The sequence below is a fragment of the Burkholderia sp. WAC0059 genome, from assembly GCF_002870125.1.
Lineage (GTDB): Bacteria > Pseudomonadota > Gammaproteobacteria > Burkholderiales > Burkholderiaceae > Paraburkholderia.
In genome coordinates, this window is the sequence record NZ_PNEO01000013.1 from 1 (window position 1) to 20,904 (window position 20,904).

A 20,904-nucleotide genomic window follows, 5' to 3' on the forward strand; every position below is an offset into this window, starting at 1 on the left:
CCACCCCTTCCCATCCCGAACAGGACCGTGAAACGACTCCACGCCGATGATAGTGCGGATCCCCGTGTGAAAGTAGGTAATCGTCAGGCTCCCCCCTCCTCACCAGACCCCGCCGGCCCTCATAAGACCGGCGGGGTTTCGTGTATTAGACCCCAGGATTGCTGATCCCGGGAGAGCAGCAATCCTGGGAGCAACTCAGAAGCAGGCCCGCAGCCTACGTCCGCGACAAAAAACGGGTTGCCAGTTTTACCCAATACGTCGATCCGACGGGCAACAGCGTATCGTTGAAGTCATAGCTCGCGTTGTGCAGCATGCAGGGGCCGGCTCCGTGTCCGGCTTCGCGATGGCCGCCGTCTCCGTTGCCGAGGAATGCGTAGCAGCCTGGGCGGGCCAGCAGCATGAACGAGAAGTCCTCGGCACCCATCGTCGGTTCGACCGAATCGTCGACGCGCTCCGCTCCGACCACCTCATTCATGACCTCGACGGCAAACTGCGTTTCGGCGCTGCTGTTTACAGTCGGAGGGTAATTGCGCAGAAACGTGATCTCGGCGGTGCAGTCATAGGCCGCGACCGTGTTTTCCACGATTTTGCGCATCCGCGTTTCGATCAGATCGAGCGTTTGTACCGTGAACGTCCGCACCGTGCCCGCAAGCCACGCTTCGTCCGGCACCACGTTGACGGCGTCGCCCGCGCGGATCTGCGTGATCGAAAGCACCGCGGTATCCACGGGTTTTTTGTTGCGCGTGATGATGCTCTGAAGGCCGTTGGCGATCTGCACGGCCGTGAACACCGGATCCCGTCCGTTGTGAGGCAGCGCCGCATGGGAGCCGACTCCCCTGATCTTGATCCGGAATTCGTTGCTCGACGCCATGATCGGCCCCTCGGTCACGCCGAAGTGGCCGGCCGGGATGCCCGGCCAGTTATGAATGCCGAAAACGGCATCGACGGGGAATCGCTCGAAAAGGCCGTCTTCGATCATCGATCGCGCGCCCGCTCCGCCTTCCTCCGCCGGCTGGAAAATGAAGACGATGGTGCCGTCGAACTCCCCATGCTTCGCCAGGTGTCGCGCCGCACCGAGCAGCATCGCCGTGTGGCCGTCGTGTCCGCACGCGTGCATCTTGCCGTCGTGGCGGGAACGGTGCTCGAACGTGTTCAGCTCCCGGATCGGCAGCGCGTCCATGTCGGCGCGCAGTCCGATCGAGCGGGTGCCGTTGCCCCGCTTCAGGACGCCGACCAGACCGGTTTTACCGAGCCCTCGATGGACTTCGATGCCCCACTCGGCCAGCTTGGCGGCGACGAGATCGGAGGTCTGTGTTTCTTCGTAGCGCAACTCGGGATGCGCATGGATCGTTCGTCGGAGGGCCTGGATTTCGCCCTGAGCGGCCTGAATTTCCGGAATCAATTTCATGATGGACTGTGCTAGAGCAGGTTTGTACCCGGCGCAGGGCACGGGTCTGGACGATCCATTCTACGCCCAACGTTTTTTTTCCCGGCAAGACGAAAGCGTCAGGCTCGGGAATTGAAGCCGGAACGTAATAAAATCGGGATAGCAATCGAAAGATCCCAGGACGCTCCTGCTCCCCATTTTCCAATGAATGCCCCGACCGAATTCGCCCGCGCCGTCTGCCCGCACGACTGTCCCGACACCTGCATGATGCGCGTGAGCGTCGAGAACGGCCGGGCCGTCAAGGTGACCGGCGACCCCGATCACCCGCCGACCCAGGGCGTGCTCTGTACCAAAGTCAGTCGCTATGCGGAGCGTGTTCATCATGCTCGCCGGCTGACTCAGCCGATGAAGCGCGTCGGGCCCAAGGGCGAGGGCCGTTTCGAGCCGATCGGCTGGGACGAGGCCTGTGCGCTCGCGGCCGGTCGGCTTGGGGAGATCGCGCGCCGCGCGCCGGAGGCGATCGTGCCTTACAGCTATGCCGGGACGATGGGGCTCGTGCAGGGCGACAGCATCGCCCAGCGCTTTTTCCACAAGCTCGGCGCGTCGCGGCTCGATCGGGCCATCTGCGCCTCGGCCGGCGCGGCCGGCCTGCGCTATACGTATGGCGCGAGCATCGGCATGCATACCGAATACTTTGCCGAGAGCGAAGTCATTTTGATCTGGGGCGCCAATCCGATTGCCTCGAACCTGCATTTCTGGACTCGCGCGCAGGAGGCCAGGCGTAACGGCGCAAAACTGATCGCCATCGATCCGTACCGCTCGCTGACGGCGGAAAAGTGCCATCAGCACGTCGCGCTGAAGCCGGGCACCGACGGCGCGCTCGCGCTGGGCATGATGCACGTGCTGATCACCGAAGATCGGCTCGATCACGCCTACATCGCCGCGCATACGTACGGCTTCGAGCAGTTGAAGGCGCGCGCGCTGACTTACACGCCGTCGCGCGTGGCGGCCATCTGCGGCATCGCGGAGCAGACCGTGATCGATCTGGCCCGCCTGTACGCCTCGACGCGCAAGGCCGCCATCCGGATGAACTATGGCCTGCAGCGCGTGCGCGGCGGCGGCAACGCGGTTCGTGCGATTGCCTGTCTGCCGGCGCTGACGGGTGCGTGGCGCGAACGGTCGGGCGGCGTGCTGCTGTCGTCGTCGGGATGGATGCCCGTCGATTCGAACGCGTTGCAGCGTCCGGATCTGATGCCGGGATGGCCCACGCGGTTGCCGCGCGTCGTCAACATGAACCAGATCGGCGACGCGCTCACGCATCCGGGCGGCGGCGCGTTCGGCCCGAAGATCGAGGCCATCGTGGTCTACAACTCCAACCCGGTCGCCGTCGCGCCGGATTCGGAGAAGGTGGCCGCCGGCTTCGCGCGCGAAGATCTGTTCACGATCGTGCTCGAGCAGTTCCAGACCGATACCGCCGACTATGCCGACCTCCTGTTGCCGGCGACGACCCAACTCGAACATCTCGACGTGCACAAGTCGTACGGCCACACGTACGTGATGGCGAATCTGCCCGCGATCGCGCCGGTCGGGCAGGCGCGGCCCAATACGGAAATCTTCCGCTCGATCGCCCGTGAAATGGGGCTTCAGGAGCCGGCGCTGTTCGAGAGCGACGACGAGGTCGCGGCGCGCGCATTCCGCTGGGACGATCCCGCGCTGGAGGGTGTCGACTGGGCCTCGCTCAAGCGCACGGGCTGGGCGCGGCTGAAACTGGACGACGCGCCGTTAGCCGACGGCGGCTTTCGCACGGCTTCGGGCAAATGCGAGTTCTACAGCGAGGCGCTTGCGAAGGAGGGGCTCGACCCGCTGCCCGACTACCTGCCGCCCCACGAATCGGCGGAAAACGCGCCGGCGCTTGCAGCGCGCTATCCGCTTGCGATGATCTCGCCGCCGGCCCGCAATTTTCTGAACAGCACGTTCGTGAACGTCGAGAGCCTGCGGGCGACCGAGGGCGAGCCGCACGTCGATCTGCATCCGTTCGACGCGGTGCGCCGCGGCATCGGGGACGGCGCGATGGTGCGCGTCTTCAACGACCGGGGCACGATGCTCGCCCGCGCGCGCGTGACCGACCGGGCGCGCGAGGGGCTTGTCGTCGGACTGTCGATCTGGTGGAAAAAGCTCGCGCCGGACGGCCGCAATGCGAACCAGGTCACGAGCCAGGCGCTGACCGATCTCGGCGGATCGGCGACGTTCTACGATTGTCTCGTCGAAGTGAGCCTGGTCTGAGAAGACGGACAAGCCCGGTTGTGTTCCGCGCAACCGGGCCGTGACGACTCGAGCGCCGTCGCTAACCCGCCTTCGCGCGGCTTGCGGGCGAAGCGTGCATGCTACGATCCGCGCTCCTGGACGATCATTCGAAAAGACGGGGAGACACGGCGCATGGAAAGAATCTGGCTGAAGTCCTATCCGCCCGGCGTCCCTACGGAAATCGATCCCTCCCGCTACGCGTCCCTCACCGCGTTGCTCGAAGAAAGCTTCGGCGCCTATCGCGGGAACCCTGCGTTCGCCTGCATGGGCAGGCAAATCGGCTACGGAGAGCTGGACGCGCTGTCGCGCCGGCTTGCCGCCTGGTTGCAGGCTCAAGGGATCGTGCGAGGCGCGCGCATCGCGATCATGATGCCCAACGTGCTGCAATATCCGGTCGCTCTCGTGGCGATACTGCGGGCGGGTTACGTGGTGGTCAACGTGAATCCACTCTATACGCCGCGCGAGCTCGAACATCAGTTGAAGGACAGCGGCGCCGAAGCCATCGTCATTCTCGAGAACTTCGCCCGCACGCTGGAGACCGTGATTGCCGGCACGGGCATCCGGCACGTCGTGGTCGCGGCGATGGGCGATCTGCTCGGGGCGAAGGGCGCGCTCGTGAACTTCGTCGTGCGCCGGGTGAAGAAGCTCGTGCCGGCCTGGCGCCTGCCGGGCCACGTCCGCTTCAACGACGCGCTCGCGGCCGGCGCAGGCCTGACGTTCACGCCGGTCGAACAGCGGCCCGACGACATCGCCTTCCTGCAGTACACCGGCGGCACGACCGGCATCGCGAAGGGGGCCATGCTGCTGCACCGCAATCTCGTCGCCAACGTGCTTCAGTCCGAGGCCTGGCTCGAGGCGGCCTACATGACGCGTCCGGACGTTACCCGGTACGTCACGGCTGCCGCGCTACCGCTTTATCACGTGTTCGCGCTGACCATCTGCGGGTTGTTGACGATCCGCACCGGCAGCCTTGCCGTGCTCGTCCCGAACCCGCGCGACATCGCGGGCATGATCCGGCAGTTGCGCGGTTACGCGGTCACGACCTTTCCGGCCGTCAACACGCTCTACAACGCGATGCTGAATCACCCCGATTTCGACCGGCTCGATTTTTCGCGACTGCTCGTCGCCAACGGCGGCGGCATGGCCGTGCAGGAGGCCGTCGCGCAGCGCTGGTACGAGAAGACGCACACGCCGATCGTGGAAGGCTACGGGCTGTCGGAGACGTCGCCGTCCGTCACCTGCAACCCGACCACGGTGACGCAATACGGCGGCACGATCGGCGTGCCGCTGCCCTCGACGGAAATTTCGATCCGCGACGACGACGGCAGCGAAGTCCCGCTGGGCGAAGCGGGGGAAATCTGCATTCGCGGTCCGCAGGTGATGGCAGGCTACTGGAAGCGTCCGGACGAGACGGCGCGGGCCATGACGCCGGACGGTTTTTTCCGCTCTGGCGACATCGGAACGATGGACGAGCGTGGTTACGTGAAGCTCGTGGACCGCAAGAAGGACATGATCCTCGTGTCGGGCTTCAACGTGTATCCGAACGAGATCGAGGACGTCGTCGCGAAGCTGCCGGGCGTGTTCGAGGTGGCCGCGGTGGGCGTGCCCGATGCGCATTCCGGTGAAGCGGTCAAGCTCTTCGTCGTGAAGCGGGACCCCGAGCTCACCGAGGCGGACGTGTTCGCCTTCTGCAAGAGCCAGTTGGCCGGCTACAAGCGCCCGAGATTCGTCGAATTTCGCGATGATCTGCCCAAAACCAATGTCGGAAAGATTTTGCGGCGCGAATTACGTAGCGGCAGCGCATAATCGCACGCGATCCGCGTACCAGCGCGAGTGGAAATAACGGGGTCAGCATTCTGTAATTTATTGTTTTGCCAGTATCCCGTCGGCTAAAATCTACGGTTAGCTATGAATCTGCCCCGGGTGGGCGGTGGTGATCCGCTGGTTCCTGTGGCGCGGAACGATGGCGCGGCTGTCCCGACGGCGCGCCGGATCGGAACGGCTGGGTATCGAAAGGAGGGAACTGGATGACGCTGGACGAGTTGATTACCGAATTCGATCGGGGGTTGCGCTCGATTACGGGCGTTTCCCGAATGACGCGGCCCATGCCTGTGCCGGACGACAGTAACGATGCGCAGGACAATCCGGAAGACGGCGAGCGCGCCGCCCTGTCGCCCGCCGAGCGGGCTCATGCCGCCGGACTGATGCGCGTGAACCATGTCGGCGAGGTGTGCGCCCAGGCGCTCTACCAGGCCCAGAAGCTCACGACGCGCTCCGCGGAGTTGAAAGAGGCGTTCGAGCGCGCGGCGCTCGAGGAAGAAGATCATCTTGCCTGGACTGCCCGACGCCTTGTTGCGCTCGATTCCCGCCCGAGCCTGCTCAATCCGCTCTGGTATGCCGGCGCACTCGCGATCGGTTTTGCGGCGGGTCGCCTCGGCGACAAGGTGAGCCTCGGCTTCATGGCCGAGACTGAACGCCAGGTCGAGCAGCATCTGGACGGCCATCTGGAAAGCCTGCCGGAAGGCGACCGCGAGTCCCGCGCGGTCGTCGAGCAGATGTGCATCGACGAAGCCGCCCATGCGAAAACCGCCGTGGATGCCGGCGGCATCGAGCTGCCGCTTCCCGTGCGCTCGCTCATGCGCGTCGCCTCGAAAGTGATGACCCGGACCGCGTATTACATCTAAAGCAGCCATGACGGAGCGGCGATCGCGCCGCTCCGTTTGCCCATGCAAGCTGCCTTTCCCTCCCGCCTTTCGTTCCCGCCCGAACGCCCGCGCCACGCCCGTTTCCCCTCCGCTTCTCAGGTTTTACCTTCACAACCTGCACTAGATCATTCATTCGTAACGGTTTTCGATTTTTCTTCCCGGACTTGAGGAAGCGGCGCTAAGTCTTTGTTCTAACGAACAAATTTAACGTCAAAACGGCGTTTCTCCCTTGACCCTCGTTAGGCGTTCCTCTAAAGTGGGAAGCAGTGTGAGAAAGTGTATTTTTGTGTGATTTCTGCGGTCCGTTCGGGTAGATTTCCTGGCTATTGACTGAACGGCCGCGGCTGGCGAATTGAGGGAGAGCGAATTGTTCCAGGGGGCGTCGGCGCTGACGCTCGATGCGAAAGGACGGATGTCGGTTCCGTCCCGCTATCGGGAGGCGCTGCAAGGACAGGCAGAAGGACGGGTGACGATTACCAAGCACCCGGACGGCTGCCTGTTGCTGTTTCCGCGCCCCGAATGGGAGGTGTTTCGCTCGAAGGTCGCCGCGCTGCCGATGGACGCGCACTGGTGGCGCCGCATCTTCCTCGGCAACGCGTCCGACGTCGATCTGGATAGCGCGGGCCGCGTGCTCGTGTCGCCCGAACTGCGTCTCGCCGCCGGTCTCGAGAAGGAAATCATGCTGCTCGGCATGGGAAGTCACTTCGAGTTGTGGGATGCGCAGACCTACGCCGCCAAGGAGCAGTCGGCCATGGCGCAGGGCATGCCGGACGCCCTGAAGAATTTCACGTTCTGATCGCGGTTTTCGATATGGCACCGGCGATGGGACGGGAACTGCAGCATCGCACGGTGCTGCTCGACGAGGCGGTTGAGGCGCTCGTGACGCGCGCGGACGGCATTTACGTCGACGGCACGTTCGGTCGCGGCGGCCACAGTCGGGCGGTGCTGTCGCAGCTCAGCGACGCGGGTCGGCTGATCGCGTTCGACAAGGACCCGCAGGCCATCGCGACGGCCGCCGGGATCGGCGACGCGCGGTTCGCCATCGTGCATGAGAGTTTTGCTTCGCTGCGCGACGCGCTGGCGTCGCGCGGGGTAGGGCGCGTGTCGGGAATCTTGCTGGATCTCGGCGTGTCGTCGCCGCAGGTCGACGACACGCAGCGCGGCTTCAGCTTTCGCGCCGACGGTCCGCTCGACATGCGGATGGACCCGACGCGGGGCGAATCGGCGGCGGCCTGGCTCGCCCGGGCCACGGTGCAGGAACTGACGGAGGTGATACGAGATTATGGGGAAGAACGGTTTGCTTTTCAGATTGCAAAGGCGATTGTTGCTCGCCGGTCAGAGTCCGACCGTCTCGGGCCTCTCGAGCGCACGGGCGAGCTTGCCCAAATCGTGGCTCACGTCGTCAAGACACGTGAGAAGGGTAAGGACCCGGCAACCCGCACCTTTCAGGCTATACGGATTCACGTCAATCAAGAGCTTGCGGAGCTGCAGGTCGTTCTAGAGGCGGCATTGGCGCTGTTGGAGCAAGGGGGGCGGCTGGTGGTCATCAGCTTTCATTCGCTCGAGGACCGGATCGTCAAGCGATTCATGCAGACGCACGCCCGTGCGCCTGTGGTCGACCGCCGCCTGCCGATTCGCGCCGTCGACCTGCCGAGTCCCCCGCTGCGGCTCCTCGGCCGCGTGTTCGCCGGCGACGCCGAAGTGGCCGCGAACCCGCGCGCCCGCTCGGCGGTGATGCGCGTCGCGGAGCGCATCACGCCATGAACCGCCTGAACATCTTCCTTCTGATCGTCGTGCTCGGGTGTGCGCTGTCGGTCGTCGACGCGACGAACCAGCAGCGGGAGGTGTTCATCCAGTTGCAGCGCGCCCAGGATCAGGAGCAGCAACTCCAGCAGGACTATGCTCAGCTTCAGTACCAGCAGAGCGCGCTTTCCAAGACCTCGCGCATCGAGGAAATCGCTACCGATTCGCTCAAGATGCTGCCCGTCACGACCGGCCGCACGCAATATCTGATTCTTCCGCCCGGCGCCGCCAGCGCCGAAGACGCTCCGATGCCGGTCTCGGCGCCGGCTTCGACCGCTCCGGCCTCGGCCGGTCGCCGGGGAGGCGCGCAATGAAAAAGGGCGCGAGCCGCAAGAGCGTGGCGTTCTCGGCGAACCCGATCCTCTCGGTCCGGCTGCCGATGTGGCGCTCGAAGCTCGTCGTGTTCATGCTGTTCATGGCGTTCGTCGCGCTGGCTGCGCGCGCGTTCTGGATCCAGGGCCCGGGCAACGCGTTCTATCAGAAGCAGGGCGAAAGCCGCTACCAGCGCACGCTCGAAATGCCGGCCACGCGCGGGAAGATTCTCGACCGCAACGGCCTCGTGTTGGCCACGAGCCTGCCGGCGCGCGCGATCTGGGCGATTCCCGATACGGTGCCCGACGATCTCGGCGGCGACAAGCTCGACCAGCTCGGGCAACTGCTCGACATGACGCCGACCGAGCTGCGGGCGAAGTTCTCGGAAGACCGAGGCTTCGTCTACATCAAGCGCCAGGTGTCGCCCGACGTCGCGGCCAAGGTGCTCGCGCTCGGCATTCCGGGCATCTATCAGCGCAACGAATACAAGCGGTTCTATCCCGAGGGCGAAATCACGGCTCACCTCGTCGGCTTCACCAACATCGAGGACCAGGGCCAGGAGGGCGTCGAGCTCAGCGACCAGAAGATCCTCGCGGGCGTGCCCGGCATCCGTCACGTCATCAAGGACCGGCTCGGACACATCGTCGAGGACGTCGACGAGCAGGTGGTGCCGCACGACGGGCAGGACGTCGTGCTGTCGATCGACAGCAAGATCCAGTACATCGCATACACGAACCTGAAAAACGCCGTGGAGCAGTTCCACGCGAAGGACGGCGCGGCGATGGTGGTCGACGTGCGCACCGGCGAAGTGCTCGCGCTCGTCAATTATCCGACCTACAACCCGAACGACCGCTCGCATCTCACCGGCGACCAGCTTCGCAACCGCGCGCTGACCGACGTGTTCGAGCCCGGCTCCATCATGAAGCCGTTCACGATTTCGCTCGCGCTCGATCTGCACCGCGTCTCGCCGACTACACTGGTGGATACGGGAAATGGGCGTCTCGTGCTGGACGGCGCGACCATCACCGACGACGCCCCGTTCGGCGTGCTGACCATCGGCGGCGTGATCCAGAAGTCGAGCAACATCGGCGCGACGAAGATCGCGATGACGCTCAAGCCCGAAGAGATGTGGGACATGTACACCACCATCGGACTCGGTCAGGCGCCGAAAGTCGGCTTCCCCGGCGCGGCGCCGGGGGTCGTGCGCCCCTGGCAGAGCTGGCGCCGCATCGAACAGGCGACGATGTCGTACGGCTATGGCCTGTCGGCGTCGCTGTTCCAGCTTGCACGCGGCTACACGGCGATCGCCCACGACGGGCAGCTCATGCCGGTGACGATCTTCAAGCGGCCCGACAACCAGCCGGTGTCGGGCCCGCAGGTGTTCTCGCCGACGACGGCGCGCGAGGTCCGAGCCATGCTCGAACTGGTGACGGCGCCGGGCGGCACCTCGCCCGAGGCCGCCGTGCCGGGTTATCGCGTGGGCGGCAAGAGCGGTACGGCGTACAAGCACGAGGGCCGCGGCTACGACAAGTCGAAGTACCGCGCGTCGTTCGTCGGCATGGCGCCGATGCCGAATCCGCGCATCGTCGTCGCCGTCACGGTCGACGAGCCGACGGAGGGCAGCCACTTCGGCGGCCAGGTCTCGGGTCCCGTGTTTTCGGCGATCGTCGGCGCCACGCTGCGCTCGCTGAACGTGCCGCCCAACATGCCGATCAAGCCGATGGTGGTGTCCGACCCGAACGCGCCGGACTCCGCCGCGCTGGCGGCGCGGCCCGTGAAGGTCGTCGACCGGCTGGGCGGAACGAAGGAAGCACTCGCCGCCCGGCGCATGACCGTCGCCGATGACGCGAGAAATCGTCCCGGAGTCGTCCGATGAGCGCAGTGCGCACCGCCCATCCGGCGCACGGGCAGATTGCCGGTGCGCTCGCCGCACTGCGCGCTCGCGTGCGGCCGCAGGCCGACCTGCACGCCGATACGCGCGCGCTGAAGCCGGGCGACGTTTTCTTCGCCTACGCCGTCGACGGTGCCGACAACCGGCCGTTCATCGCCGACGCGATCGGGCGCGGTGCGGCCATGGTGCTGTATCAGCCGGAAGGGTTCGACGGCGCCCCGGACGCGTCGCGCTCGCTCGCGGTGCCGGGGCTCGACGGGCTGGCCGGCGAGATCGCGAGCGGCTGGTACGGCGACCCGAGCGACGCGATGCTCGTCGTCGGCGTGACCGGCACGAACGGCAAGACGTCTTGCAGCCAGTGGATCGCCTCGGCGCTGACCGGGCTCGGCGCGCGCTGCGCGGTCATCGGCACGCTCGGCAGCGGGATGCCGGGACAGCTCGTGCACACGGGTTTCACGACGCCCGATGCGCCGCAGTTGCAACGCAGTCTCGCGCAGTTGCGCAGCGCCGGCGCCGACGCGGTGGCGATGGAAGTGTCGTCGCACGCGCTGCATCAGGGCCGCGCCAACGGCACGGCATTCGACGTCGCCGTCTTCACGAATCTGACCCAGGATCATCTGGATTATCACCGCACGTTCGAAGCCTACGAGGCGGCCAAGGCGCGCCTGTTCGCGTGGTCCGGGCTGCGCTGTGCGGTGATCAACGCCGACGACGCGGCCGGCCGCCGGCTGCTCGCGCAGACGCGCGGCAAGGTGCGCACGATCGCTTGCGGCGTGGACATGCGCGCGGCCGATACGCCCGCCGCCGACGCCTGGTTGCGGGCCTCCGGCGTGCGCGCGACGGAGGCGGGCACGGCGTTCCGTCTGCAGACGTCCGACTGGGGCGACGCGGACGTCGAGGTGCGGACGCTCGGCCTCTTCAACGTGAGCAATCTGCTCGGCGTGCTCGGCGCGCTGCTCGGCTCCGGCTTGCCGGGCGTGTCGCTCGAGCGCGCGCTGGCCGAACTCGCGCGGCTCGAACCCGTGAACGGGCGGATGCAGCGCCTCGGCGGCCGGCTCGATCGCGACGAGCCGCTCGTCGTGATCGACTACGCCCATACGCCCGACGCGCTGGAAAAGACGCTCGACGCCCTGCGCCCCATCGCGAAGGCGCGGGGCGGCCGGCTGATCTGCATGTTCGGCTGCGGCGGCGATCGCGACGCGGCCAAGCGGCCGTTGATGGGAGCGATTGCCGAGCGCCTCGCCGACTGCGTCGTCGTGACGAGCGACAACCCGCGCAGCGAGGCGCCCGCGGCGATCATCGACCAGATCGTCGGCGGCATGCGCGAGGTCGTGAAGGCGCGGCGCATCGAGGACCGCGCGAGTGCGATCCTGCAGGCGGTCCGCAGCGCGGCGCGCGAGGACGTCGTCGTGCTGGCGGGCAAGGGGCACGAGGCGACCCAGGAAATCATGGGCAAGAAGCGCGCGTTTTCCGATCAGGATCACGCGCGTCTGGCGCTCGCGGCCCGCGCGACGCAGGGGCGTGGAGGTGGCGAATGACGATGCTTTCCCTGCGTGAGGCGGTGGCGCTGATTCCGGGCGCGAGCGTGCTCGGCGACGCGTCGACGACGTTCGCGCGCGTGTCGACCGACAGCCGCACGGTCGGGCCCGGCGATCTGTTCGTCGCGCTCAGGGGCGAGCGCTTTGACGCGCACGATTTCCTGCCCGACGTCGCCGGTCGCCACGCGAGCGCGGCGCTCGTTTCGCGCAGCCCGAGCGACGGACGTCTGCCGGCGCTGCTCGTCGCGGATACGCGCGCGGCGCTCGGCGCGCTCGCGCAGGGCTGGCGCCGGCGCTTCACGCTGCCGCTCGTCGCGGTGACGGGCAGCAACGGCAAGACGACCGTGAAGGAAATGATCGCGTCGATCTTCGCGGCCGAGGTCGGCGAGCCCGCCCGGCTCGCGACGGCCGGCAACTTCAACAACGACATCGGCCTGCCGCTCACGCTGCTGCGTCTCGCTGCCGGGCATCGCCTCGCGGTGATCGAGCTCGGCATGAACCACCCGGGCGAAACGCAGCAACTTGCGCGTCTCGCTGCGCCGGCCGTGGCGGTCGTCAACAACGCCCAGCGCGAGCACCAGGAATTCATGGCGACGGTCGAGGCCGTCGCGCTCGAGCACGCGAGCGTAATCCACGCCCTGTTGCCGGGCGGCACGGCGGTGTTCCCGGCCGACGACGCCTACGCCGGCATCTGGCGCGTCGCCGCGACCGGCAATCCGGTCGTCGATTTCGCGCTGCACCTGCCCGGGCGCGCGACGGCGGCGGCCGTCACCGGCGTGCTGACGGGCAACCGGCTTGCCATCGACACGCCGCAGGGCCGCATCGAAGCGACGCTGCAGGCGCTCGGCGCCCACAACGCCCACAACGCGCTCGCGGCGACGGCGGCGGCGCTGGCCGCGGGCGTGTCGGCCGACGCGATCCGTCGTGGGCTCGAGGCATTCGAGCCGGTGAAAGGGCGGCTCCAGGTCAAGCGGGCCGCGCTCGGCGCGCTCGCGGGCGCAACGGTGATCGACGACACCTACAACGCGAATCCCGATTCGGCGCGCGCGGCCGTCGACGTGCTGGCGCAGCAGCCGTCGCCGCGCGTGCTCGTGATGGGCGACATGGGCGAAGTCGGCGACAACGGCCCCGAATTTCATCGCGAGGTGGGTGCCTACGCGAAGGAGCGCGGCATCGACGCGCTCTACACGCTCGGCGAAGCGTCGCGCGAAATGGCCGCCGCCTGGGGCGCCGGCGCCCGCCACGCGGCGAGCGCGGCCGAACTGGTCGAAATGCTGGAGCAGGCCGGGTACGGACCGGCCGCAACGATACTCGTGAAGGGCTCGCGTTTCATGCAGATGGAACGCGTGGTCGCGGGACTCGCGAGTCCGCACAACCCCGCGCCGGACACGACGTCCGGCGCGCATTGAAGGAAAGGACCCCGGGCATGCTACTGGCGCTGGCGCAATGGCTGCAGAATGACGCAAGCTTCTTGCGCGTGTTCAGTTATTTAACGTTCCGCGCGGTGATGGCCACCATCACCGCGCTGCTGATCGGGCTCGTCTGCGGCCCGTGGGTGATCCGCAAGCTGACCGCGATGAAGGTCGGTCAGGCGGTGCGCAAGGACGGCCCGCAGACGCATCTGGTGAAGTCGGGCACGCCGACGATGGGCGGCGTGCTGATTCTCATCGGCGTCGCGGTTTCCACGCTGCTCTGGGGCGATCTGACGAACCGCTTCATCTGGATCGTGATGCTCGTCACGTTCGGCTTCGGTGTGATCGGCTGGGTCGACGACTATCGCAAGGTCGTCCACAAGGACCCGCGCGGCATGTCCTCGCGCGAGAAATATTTCTGGCAGTCGGTGATCGGGCTCTTTGCCGCCGTTTATCTGGCGTTCAGCGTGTCGGAGGCGAGCAACGTGGGCGTGTTCGACCTGTTCATGGCGTGGGTGCGAAGCGGCCTCTCGATAGGTCTGCCGGCGCGCGCCGACCTGATGCTGCCGTTCCTCAAGTCGATCAGTTATCCGCTCGGCGTCTGGGGCTTCATCGCGCTCACCTACTTCGTCATCGTCGGGGCGAGCAACGCCGTGAATCTCACCGACGGCCTCGACGGGCTCGTCATCATGCCGGTCGTGCTCGTGGGCGCGTCGCTCGGCGTGTTCGCCTACGTGATGGGCAGCTCGGTCTACTCGAAATACCTGCTGTTTCCCCACATTCCCGGCGCGGGCGAGCTGCTGATCTTCTGCTCGGCGATCGGCGGCGCGGGGCTCGCGTTCCTCTGGTTCAACACGTATCCGGCCCAGGTGTTCATGGGCGACGTCGGCGCGCTCGCGCTGGGCGGCGCGCTCGGCACGGTCGCCGTGATCGTGCGTCAGGAAATCGTGCTCTTCATCATGGGCGGCGTGTTCGTGGCGGAGACGCTTTCCGTGATGCTGCAAGTCACCTGGTTCAAGTACACGAAGCGCCGTTACGGCGAGGGGCGGCGCATCTTCCGGATGGCGCCCCTGCATCACCATTTCGAGCTGTCGGGTTGGAAGGAGACCCAGGTGGTCGTGCGCTTCTGGATCGTCACGCTGATGCTCTGTCTGTTCGGTCTGTCCACGCTCAAACTGCGTTAAAGGGAAAGCAAGCGATGTTCGGCGAGAAGTTTCGGGATCGGCAAAAGCCGATGGTGCTCGTGCTGGGGCTCGGTGAGTCCGGGCTCGCGATGGCGCGCTGGTGTGCGCGGCACGGCTGCCGCCTGCGCGTCGCCGATACCCGGCAGGCTCCGCCCAACCTTCCGCAGCTCGCCGCGCACGGTATCGACGCCGACTTCGCCGGCGGGCCGTTCTCGACCGCGCTGCTCGCAGGCGTCGAGCTGGTGGCGATCAGTCCCGGGCTTTCGCCGTTCTCGGCCGATCTGCTGCCGCTCGTCACGGCGGCGCGCGAGCGCGGTATCCCGGTGTGGGGCGAACTCGAATTCTTCGCGCAGGCGCTGCGCCGGCTGGGCGAAAGCGGCTACGCGCCGAAGGTGCTCGCGATTACGGGCACGAACGGCAAGACCACGACGACGAGCCTGACCGGCAAGCTCTGCGAGCGCGCGGGCAAGCGCGTCGCGGTGGCCGGCAACATCAGTCCGGCCGTGCTCGACAAGCTGACCGGGGCGATCGACCAGAACGCGCTGCCCGACGTCTGGGTGCTCGAATTGTCGAGCTTCCAGCTCGAGACGGCGCACACGTTCGAACCCGACGCGGCGGCGCTTCTCAACATCACGCAGGACCATCTCGACTGGCACGGCGGGCTCGACGCCTACGCAGCCGCGAAGGGGCGCATTTTCGGGCCGCGGACCGCGCGCGTGCTCAATCGCGACGATGCGCGCGTCATGGCCTTCGCGTCGTCTGCCGATGGCGAAGAGCAGGCCCGGACGATCACGTTCGGCCTGAACGAGCCGCAGCGAGACGGCGATTACGGCGTGCTGCGCGAGAACGGCATGCTGTGGCTCGTCGAGGCGCACGACCGCGACGCGACCGACGAGCCGGTGTCGGCGCGGCGCCGCCGGCAGGCGCCGACGGCTGCTCCGGACCTCGGTCTCAAGCGCCTGATGCCGGCCGACGCGCTGCGCATTCGCGGGCTGCACAACGCGGCCAACGCGCTCGCCGCGCTCGCGCTCGCCCGCGCGGTCGGCTTACCCGCCGCGCCGCTCCTGCACGGCCTGCGCGAATACCGGGGCGAACCGCACCGCGTCGAGCAGATCGCGTCGATCGACGGCATCGACTACGTCGACGACAGCAAGGGCACGAACGTCGGCGCGACGGTAGCCGCGCTCGACGGGCTGGCCCAGCGTGCCGTGCTGATCGCGGGCGGCGACGGCAAGGGGCAGGACTTCGCGCCGCTCGCGGCGCCGGTGGCGCGCTGGTGCCGCACGGTCATGCTGATCGGGCGCGACGCGCCGCTCATCCGGGCGGCGCTTGCCTCGACGGGCATCGAGCTGCGCGACGAGCCGACGCTCGAGGCGGCCACGCGCGCGGCGACCGCGCTCGCGCAGCCGGGCGACGTCGTGCTGCTTTCTCCGGCCTGCGCGAGCTTCGACATGTTCAACGACTACGCACACCGGGCGGCGGTGTTTCGCGAAACGGTCGAGGAAATTGCCGCGGAACGGGGAACGATGATATGAGCTGGTCGGAACGTTTTGACTTCGGCGCCCGTCTGACGCGACAGGGCGGCGGAGCGCCGGTTGCCAGCGCGTCGCCGCGCACGGGCGGGATCGCGAGCGTCGTGAACGGCGTGCGCCCCGCGCGCTCGCGCATGCTCGACTACGACTATTCGCTGCTCTGGGTGGCGATCGCGCTGCTCGGCCTCGGCATTGTCATGGTTTATTCGGCGTCGATCGCGATGCCCGACGCGCCGCGGTATGCGGCGTATCACAACTATGCGTTCCTCGTGCGCCACGTCGTGTCGGTCACGATCGGCGCCGCGGCCGCCTTCGTGGTGTTCCGCATTCCGGTGTCGACCTGGGACCGCTACGCGCCGAAGCTCTTCCTCATCGTGCTGGCCGCGCTCGTGGTCGTGCTGATTCCTCACATCGGCAAGGGCGTGAACGGCGCGCGGCGCTGGATTCCGCTCGGCATTACGAACATGCAGCCGTCCGAGGTCATGAAGCTCGCGGTGACGATCTATGCCGCGAACTACACGGTGCGCAAGCAGGAATACATGCACAGCTTCGCGAAGGGCTTTTTGCCGATGGCGTTCGCGGTCGGGGCGGTCGGCCTGCTGCTGCTGCTCGAGCCGGACATGGGCGCGTTCATGGTGATCGCGGCGATCGCCATGGGCGTGCTGTTCCTCGGCGGCGTGAACGGCAAGCTGTTCGGCGGGCTCGTTGCGACGGCGATCGGCACGTTCTCGCTGCTCGTCTGGCTCTCGCCGTGGCGGCGCGCGCGAATTTTCGCCTACCTCGATCCGTGGGACGACCGCTACGCCCAGGGCAAGGCCTACCAGCTCACGCACTCGCTGATCGCGTTCGGCCGCGGCGAGTGGTTCGGCGTCGGCCTCGGCGGCAGCGTCGAAAAGCTCAACTACCTGCCCGAGGCGCACACCGATTTCATTCTCGCGGTGATCGGCGAGGAACTCGGCTTCGTCGGTGTGCTGGCCGTGATCCTGCTGTTTTACTGGATCGTGCGGCGCTCGTTCGAGATCGGCCGCCAGGCGCTCGCGCTCGACCGCACGTTCGCGGGGCTCGTCGCGAAGGGGCTCGGCGTGTGGTTCGGCGCGCAGGCGTTCATCAACATGGGCGTGAATCTCGGCTTGCTGCCGACCAAGGGGTTGACGCTGCCGCTCGTGAGTTACGGCGGCTCGGGCATTCTGATGAACTGCGTTTCGATCGCCGTCCTGATGCGCGTGGATTATGAAAATCGTGTGCTGATGCGTGGGGGGAAGGTATGACCCCCACGCAGCGGCACACGATTTCGGCGCAGGCTAACTTCGGGCGCGACGCGCGCGAAGTTAAGCGAAGCGGGCCGGAGCCCAAACGGTTTTGTCATGCAGTGCTGATGCGTGGGGGGAAGGTATGACCGCAACGCGCACGCTGATGGTGATGGCCGGCGGCACCGGAGGGCACGTGTTCCCCGGGCTCGCGGTCGCGCACCGCATGCGGGCGTGGGGCTGGCGCGTCGTCTGGCTCGGCAATCCGGCCGGCATGGAGGCGACGCTGGTCCCGAAGTACGACATCCCGATGGAGTTCGTGCGTTTCGGCGGCGTGCGCGGCAAGGGCGTCGCGACCAGGTTGATGTTGCCCCTCAACCTGTTGCGGGCCTGCATCCAGAGCCTCGCCGCGCTGCGGCGCGCGAAGCCCGACGTCGTGCTCGGCATGGGCGGCTACATCACGTTCCCGGCGGGCGTGATGAGCGTGCTGACGGGCCGTCCGCTCGTGCTGCACGAACAGAATTCGATCGCCGGGCTCGCGAATCGCGTGCTGGCGAAGCTGGCGAAGCGGGTGCTGGTCGCGTTTCCGGACGCGTTGCCGCATGCGGAGTGGACCGGCAATCCGATCCGCGAGGAACTGGCGCACGTCGCGGAGCCCGCGGCTCGCTATGCCGCGCGCGAGGGCCGGCTGCGGCTGCTGGTCGTAGGCGGCAGCCTTGGCGCGGCCGCGCTCAACGAAGTGGTGCCGCAAGCGCTCGCGCTGCTCGCGCCCGACGCGCGAGCGCGAGTCGTGCATCAGGCCGGCGCGAAGCACATCGACGCGCTGCGCGCCCATTACGCCGAAGCGGGCTTGCCCGCCGGCGACGACGTGCAGCTCGTGCCGTTCATCGACGACATGGCGCGCGCCTATGCGGAGGCCGATCTCGTGATCTGCCGCGCCGGCGCGATGACCGTCGCGGAGATCGCCGCCGTCGGCGTGGCCGCTTACTTCGTGCCGTTTCCGTACGCCGTGGACGATCACCAGACCACCAATGCCGCGTTTCTCGCCGGGGCGGGCGCGGCGCGGGTGGTGCAGCAACGCGACCTGTCGGCCGAGAAGCTCGCCGACTGGCTGCGCGGCCAGACCCGCGAAACGCTGGCCGCGATGGCCGTGCGCGCGCGCGAGCTCGCCAGGCCCGACGCCGCCGATCAGGTCGCGGGCATCTGCGCGGTCGCGGCTGGCGCGAGCCCGGGAGGAACACAATGAAACATATCGTCAAACACATTCACTTCGTCGGCATCGGCGGAGCGGGCATGAGCGGCATCGCCGAGGTGCTCGTCAATCTCGGCTATCAGGTGAGCGGCTCCGACCTCTCGCGCAACCCGGCGACCGAGCGCCTCGCCCGGCTCGGCGCGCGCGTCTCGATCGGTCACGACGCGCGCAACATCGACGGCGCGAACGCCGTGGTCGTCTCGACAGCCGTGCACGGCGACAACCCGGAAGTGCTTGCCGCACGCCAGCGGCACATCCCGATCGTGCCGCGCGCCGTGATGCTCGCGGAACTGATGCGGCTGAAACAGGGCATCGCGATCGCCGGCACGCACGGCAAGACCACGACGACCTCGCTCGTGGCGAGCGTGCTGGCCGCCGGCGGCCTCGACCCGACCTTCGTGATCGGCGGGCGGCTCATCAGCGCGGGCGCCAACGCGCGGCTCGGCACGGGCGACTTCATCGTGGCCGAGGCGGACGAGTCCGACGCGTCGTTCCTGAACCTGTTCCCGGTGATCGAGGTCATCACGAACATCGACGCCGACCACATGGACACCTACGGCCACGACTTCGCGCGGCTCAAGCAGGCGTTCATCGAGTTTACGCACCGGCTGCCGTTCTACGGCATCGCGGTGCTCTGCGTCGACGATCCGAACGTGAAGGAAATCCTGCCGTTCGTCTCGAAGCCGATCATCCGCTACGGTTTCGCGGCCGACGCGCAGGTGCGCGCCGTCAACGTCGTGGCGCGCGAGGGCCGCATGTACTTCACGACGATGCGCGAGGACGCGCCGCCGCTCGACATCGTGCTGAATCTGCCGGGCACGCACAACGTGCAGAACGCGCTCGCGGCCATCGCCATCGCGACCGAGCTCGAAGTCGCGGACGCCGACATCCAGCGCGCGCTCGCCGAGTTCAACGGCGTCGGCCGGCGTTTCCAGCGCTACGGCGAGATTGCCCTTGCCGACGGCGGAAGCTGGACGCTGATCGACGACTACGGCCATCACCCCGTGGAGATGGCGGCGACGATCGCAGCCGCGCGCGGCGCGTTTCCGCAGCGGCGTCTCGTGCTGGCTTTTCAGCCGCACCGCTTCACGCGCACGCGCGACTGCTTCGAGGATTTCGTGAAGGTGCTGTCCACCGTCGACGCGCTGGTGCTGACCGATGTCTACGCGGCCGGTGAGGCGCCGATCGTCGCCGCCGACGGTCGGGCGCTTGCGCGCGCGATTCGCGTGGCGGGCAAGATCGAGCCGGTGTTCGTCGAGACGGTCGACGAGGTGCCGGATGCGCTTTCCGCGGTGGTACGCGCGGGCGACGTGGTGATTACGATGGGCGCGGGTTCGATCGGCGGCGTGCCGGGCCGGATCGCACAGGAAGGTGTGAAATGAGCGGGATCGATCCTCAAAAATTCGGCAAGGTGGCGGTGTTGCTGGGCGGCGTGTCCGCCGAGCGCGAGGTGTCGCTCAATTCCGGCCGCCTCGTGCTGCAGGGATTGCGCAGCGCCGGCATCGACGCGCACGCGTTCGACCCGGCCGAACGGCCGCTCGCGGCGCTGACGGACGAAGGATTCGCGCGCGCGTTCAACGCGCTGCACGGCGGCTACGGCGAGAACGGCCAGATCCAGGGCGTGCTCGACCTCTACGGCATCCGCTACACGGGCAGCGGCGTGCTCGGGTCGGCGCTTGGTCTCGACAAGTTCCGCACCAAGCTCGTCTGGCAGCAGCTCGGCATTCCGACGCCGCCGTTCGAGACGGTGCTGCGCGGCGACGATTATGCGGCGCGCGCGGCGGAAATCGTCGCGAAGCTCGGCCTGCCGCTCTTCGTGAAGCCGGCGAGCGAGGGGTCGAGCGTCGCGGTCATCAAGGTCAAGCGCGCCGACGAGTTGCCGGCGGCGCTCGAGAAGGCCGCGCAGTTCGACCGGATCGTGCTCGCGGAAAAGAGCATCGAAGGCGGCGGCGAGTACACCGCGTGCATTGCCGGCGACCTCGACCTGCCGCTGATCCGCATCGTGCCGGCCGGCGAGTTCTACGACTACGACGCGAAATACATTCTCGACACGACGCAGTACCTGATTCCGTGCGGCGTCGAGCCGGACGTGGAGGCGCGGCTGAAGGTGCTTGCGCGCCGCGCGTTCGACGTGCTGGGCTGCACCGACTGGGGCCGCGCCGATTTCATGCTGGACGCGGCCGGCAATCCGTATTTCCTGGAAGTGAACACGGCGCCGGGCATGACCGACCACTCGCTGCCGCCGAAGGCGGCGCGCGCGGTCGGCATCAGCTACGAGGAACTGGTGGTGAAGGTGCTGTCGCTGACGCTCAACGACTGATCGACCGGACAACCGAA

General features: G+C 67.3%; 16 protein-coding genes and 1 rRNA gene. 16 read left to right on the forward strand and 1 reads right to left on the reverse strand.

Annotation, left to right across the window (positions count from 1 at the left end; genetic code table 11):
• Positions 1 to 89 (forward strand): 5S ribosomal RNA (gene rrf, locus CY652_RS25205); the annotation flags it as partial.
• A gap of 125 nt (positions 90 to 214) precedes the next feature.
• On the opposite strand, the gene CY652_RS14460 is transcribed toward rrf, so the two are convergent.
• On the reverse strand, positions 215 to 1,408 hold the full coding sequence (locus tag CY652_RS14460) for a M20 aminoacylase family protein (protein WP_102131406.1): 1,194 nt from the start codon (positions 1,406 to 1,408) through the stop codon (positions 215 to 217).
• A gap of 183 nt (positions 1,409 to 1,591) precedes the next feature.
• Between CY652_RS14460 and CY652_RS14465 the strand changes: the two genes are divergently transcribed.
• The 15 genes from CY652_RS14465 (at position 1,592) to CY652_RS14535 (ending at position 20,887) form a co-directional block, all read left to right on the forward strand.
• Complete coding sequence (locus tag CY652_RS14465; RefSeq protein ID WP_102131407.1) at positions 1,592 to 3,670, forward strand: molybdopterin-containing oxidoreductase family protein; 2,079 nt, start codon at positions 1,592 to 1,594, stop codon at positions 3,668 to 3,670.
• Positions 3,671 to 3,823: 153 nt separating this feature from the next.
• Positions 3,824 to 5,497, forward strand: coding sequence for a long-chain fatty acid--CoA ligase (locus tag CY652_RS14470; RefSeq protein WP_102131408.1), 1,674 nt, complete (start codon positions 3,824 to 3,826; stop codon positions 5,495 to 5,497).
• Positions 5,498 to 5,718: 221 nt separating this feature from the next.
• Positions 5,719 to 6,375 (forward strand): 2-polyprenyl-3-methyl-6-methoxy-1,4-benzoquinone monooxygenase, encoded by a 657-nt coding sequence (gene coq7, locus CY652_RS14475; RefSeq protein WP_102131409.1) that lies wholly within the window; start codon positions 5,719 to 5,721, stop codon positions 6,373 to 6,375.
• Between the two features lie 388 nt (positions 6,376 to 6,763).
• Positions 6,764 to 7,192, forward strand: coding sequence for a division/cell wall cluster transcriptional repressor MraZ (gene mraZ, locus CY652_RS14480; RefSeq protein WP_102131410.1), 429 nt, complete (start codon positions 6,764 to 6,766; stop codon positions 7,190 to 7,192).
• Positions 7,193 to 7,218: 26 nt separating this feature from the next.
• Complete coding sequence (gene rsmH, locus CY652_RS14485) at positions 7,219 to 8,160, forward strand: 16S rRNA (cytosine(1402)-N(4))-methyltransferase RsmH (protein WP_102131411.1); 942 nt, start codon at positions 7,219 to 7,221, stop codon at positions 8,158 to 8,160.
• A complete protein-coding gene (ftsL, locus tag CY652_RS14490; RefSeq protein ID WP_102131412.1) occupies positions 8,157 to 8,513 on the forward strand; it encodes a cell division protein FtsL in 357 nt (118 codons plus the stop codon). The genes rsmH and ftsL overlap by 4 nt, the downstream gene beginning before the upstream one ends.
• A complete protein-coding gene (locus CY652_RS14495) occupies positions 8,510 to 10,387 on the forward strand; it encodes a peptidoglycan D,D-transpeptidase FtsI family protein (protein WP_102131413.1) in 1,878 nt (625 codons plus the stop codon). The genes ftsL and CY652_RS14495 overlap by 4 nt, the downstream gene beginning before the upstream one ends.
• Entirely contained in the window at positions 10,384 to 11,940 is a 1,557-nt protein-coding gene (locus tag CY652_RS14500) for a UDP-N-acetylmuramoyl-L-alanyl-D-glutamate--2,6-diaminopimelate ligase (RefSeq protein WP_102131414.1), read from the forward strand. Before CY652_RS14495 ends, CY652_RS14500 begins: the two co-directional genes overlap by 4 nt.
• Positions 11,937 to 13,349: a UDP-N-acetylmuramoyl-tripeptide--D-alanyl-D-alanine ligase gene (locus tag CY652_RS14505; RefSeq protein WP_102131415.1), complete on the forward strand. Its 1,413-nt coding sequence runs from the start codon at positions 11,937 to 11,939 to the stop codon at positions 13,347 to 13,349. Before CY652_RS14500 ends, CY652_RS14505 begins: the two co-directional genes overlap by 4 nt.
• Before the next feature lie 17 nt (positions 13,350 to 13,366).
• The gene (mraY, locus tag CY652_RS14510) at positions 13,367 to 14,536 is read left to right on the forward strand and encodes a phospho-N-acetylmuramoyl-pentapeptide-transferase (RefSeq protein ID WP_102131416.1); all 1,170 of its coding nucleotides are present in this window, start codon (positions 13,367 to 13,369) and stop codon (positions 14,534 to 14,536) included.
• A 14-nt stretch (positions 14,537 to 14,550) separates the two neighbouring features.
• Positions 14,551 to 16,071: a UDP-N-acetylmuramoyl-L-alanine--D-glutamate ligase gene (gene murD / locus CY652_RS14515; protein ID WP_102131417.1), complete on the forward strand. Its 1,521-nt coding sequence runs from the start codon at positions 14,551 to 14,553 to the stop codon at positions 16,069 to 16,071.
• Positions 16,068 to 17,336 (forward strand): putative lipid II flippase FtsW, encoded by a 1,269-nt coding sequence (ftsW, locus tag CY652_RS14520; protein WP_102131418.1) that lies wholly within the window; start codon positions 16,068 to 16,070, stop codon positions 17,334 to 17,336. The genes murD and ftsW overlap by 4 nt, the downstream gene beginning before the upstream one ends.
• 124 nt (positions 17,337 to 17,460) lie before the next feature.
• The gene (gene murG / locus CY652_RS14525) at positions 17,461 to 18,561 is read left to right on the forward strand and encodes an undecaprenyldiphospho-muramoylpentapeptide beta-N-acetylglucosaminyltransferase (RefSeq protein ID WP_102131419.1); all 1,101 of its coding nucleotides are present in this window, start codon (positions 17,461 to 17,463) and stop codon (positions 18,559 to 18,561) included.
• The gene (murC, locus tag CY652_RS14530; protein ID WP_102131420.1) at positions 18,558 to 19,949 is read left to right on the forward strand and encodes a UDP-N-acetylmuramate--L-alanine ligase; all 1,392 of its coding nucleotides are present in this window, start codon (positions 18,558 to 18,560) and stop codon (positions 19,947 to 19,949) included. The genes murG and murC overlap by 4 nt, the downstream gene beginning before the upstream one ends.
• Complete coding sequence (locus CY652_RS14535; protein WP_102131421.1) at positions 19,946 to 20,887, forward strand: D-alanine--D-alanine ligase; 942 nt, start codon at positions 19,946 to 19,948, stop codon at positions 20,885 to 20,887. Before murC ends, CY652_RS14535 begins: the two co-directional genes overlap by 4 nt.
• Positions 20,888 to 20,904 lie beyond the last annotated feature (17 nt).

Excerpts from the sequence above, each read along its gene's own strand:
- CY652_RS14470 (WP_102131408.1), top strand. The coding sequence starts at position 3,824 with ATGGAAAGAATCTGGCTGAAGTCCTATCCGCCCGGCGTCCCTACGGAA.
- CY652_RS14500 (WP_102131414.1), top strand. The coding sequence starts at position 10,384 with ATGAGCGCAGTGCGCACCGCCCATCCGGCGCACGGGCAGATTGCCGGT.
- coq7 (WP_102131409.1), top strand. The coding sequence starts at position 5,719 with ATGACGCTGGACGAGTTGATTACCGAATTCGATCGGGGGTTGCGCTCG.
- CY652_RS14465 (WP_102131407.1), top strand. The coding sequence starts at position 1,592 with ATGAATGCCCCGACCGAATTCGCCCGCGCCGTCTGCCCGCACGACTGT.
- CY652_RS14505 (WP_102131415.1), top strand. The coding sequence starts at position 11,937 with ATGACGATGCTTTCCCTGCGTGAGGCGGTGGCGCTGATTCCGGGCGCG.
- murG (WP_102131419.1), top strand. The coding sequence starts at position 17,461 with ATGACCGCAACGCGCACGCTGATGGTGATGGCCGGCGGCACCGGAGGG.
- ftsL (WP_102131412.1), top strand. The coding sequence starts at position 8,157 with ATGAACCGCCTGAACATCTTCCTTCTGATCGTCGTGCTCGGGTGTGCG.
- CY652_RS14495 (WP_102131413.1), top strand. The coding sequence starts at position 8,510 with ATGAAAAAGGGCGCGAGCCGCAAGAGCGTGGCGTTCTCGGCGAACCCG.
- murD (WP_102131417.1), top strand. The coding sequence starts at position 14,551 with ATGTTCGGCGAGAAGTTTCGGGATCGGCAAAAGCCGATGGTGCTCGTG.
- mraY (WP_102131416.1), top strand. The coding sequence starts at position 13,367 with ATGCTACTGGCGCTGGCGCAATGGCTGCAGAATGACGCAAGCTTCTTG.
- CY652_RS14460 (WP_102131406.1), bottom strand. The coding sequence starts at position 1,408 with ATGAAATTGATTCCGGAAATTCAGGCCGCTCAGGGCGAAATCCAGGCC.
- murC (WP_102131420.1), top strand. The coding sequence starts at position 18,558 with ATGAAACATATCGTCAAACACATTCACTTCGTCGGCATCGGCGGAGCG.
- rsmH (WP_102131411.1), top strand. The coding sequence starts at position 7,219 with ATGGGACGGGAACTGCAGCATCGCACGGTGCTGCTCGACGAGGCGGTT.
- ftsW (WP_102131418.1), top strand. The coding sequence starts at position 16,068 with ATGAGCTGGTCGGAACGTTTTGACTTCGGCGCCCGTCTGACGCGACAG.
- CY652_RS14535 (WP_102131421.1), top strand. The coding sequence starts at position 19,946 with ATGAGCGGGATCGATCCTCAAAAATTCGGCAAGGTGGCGGTGTTGCTG.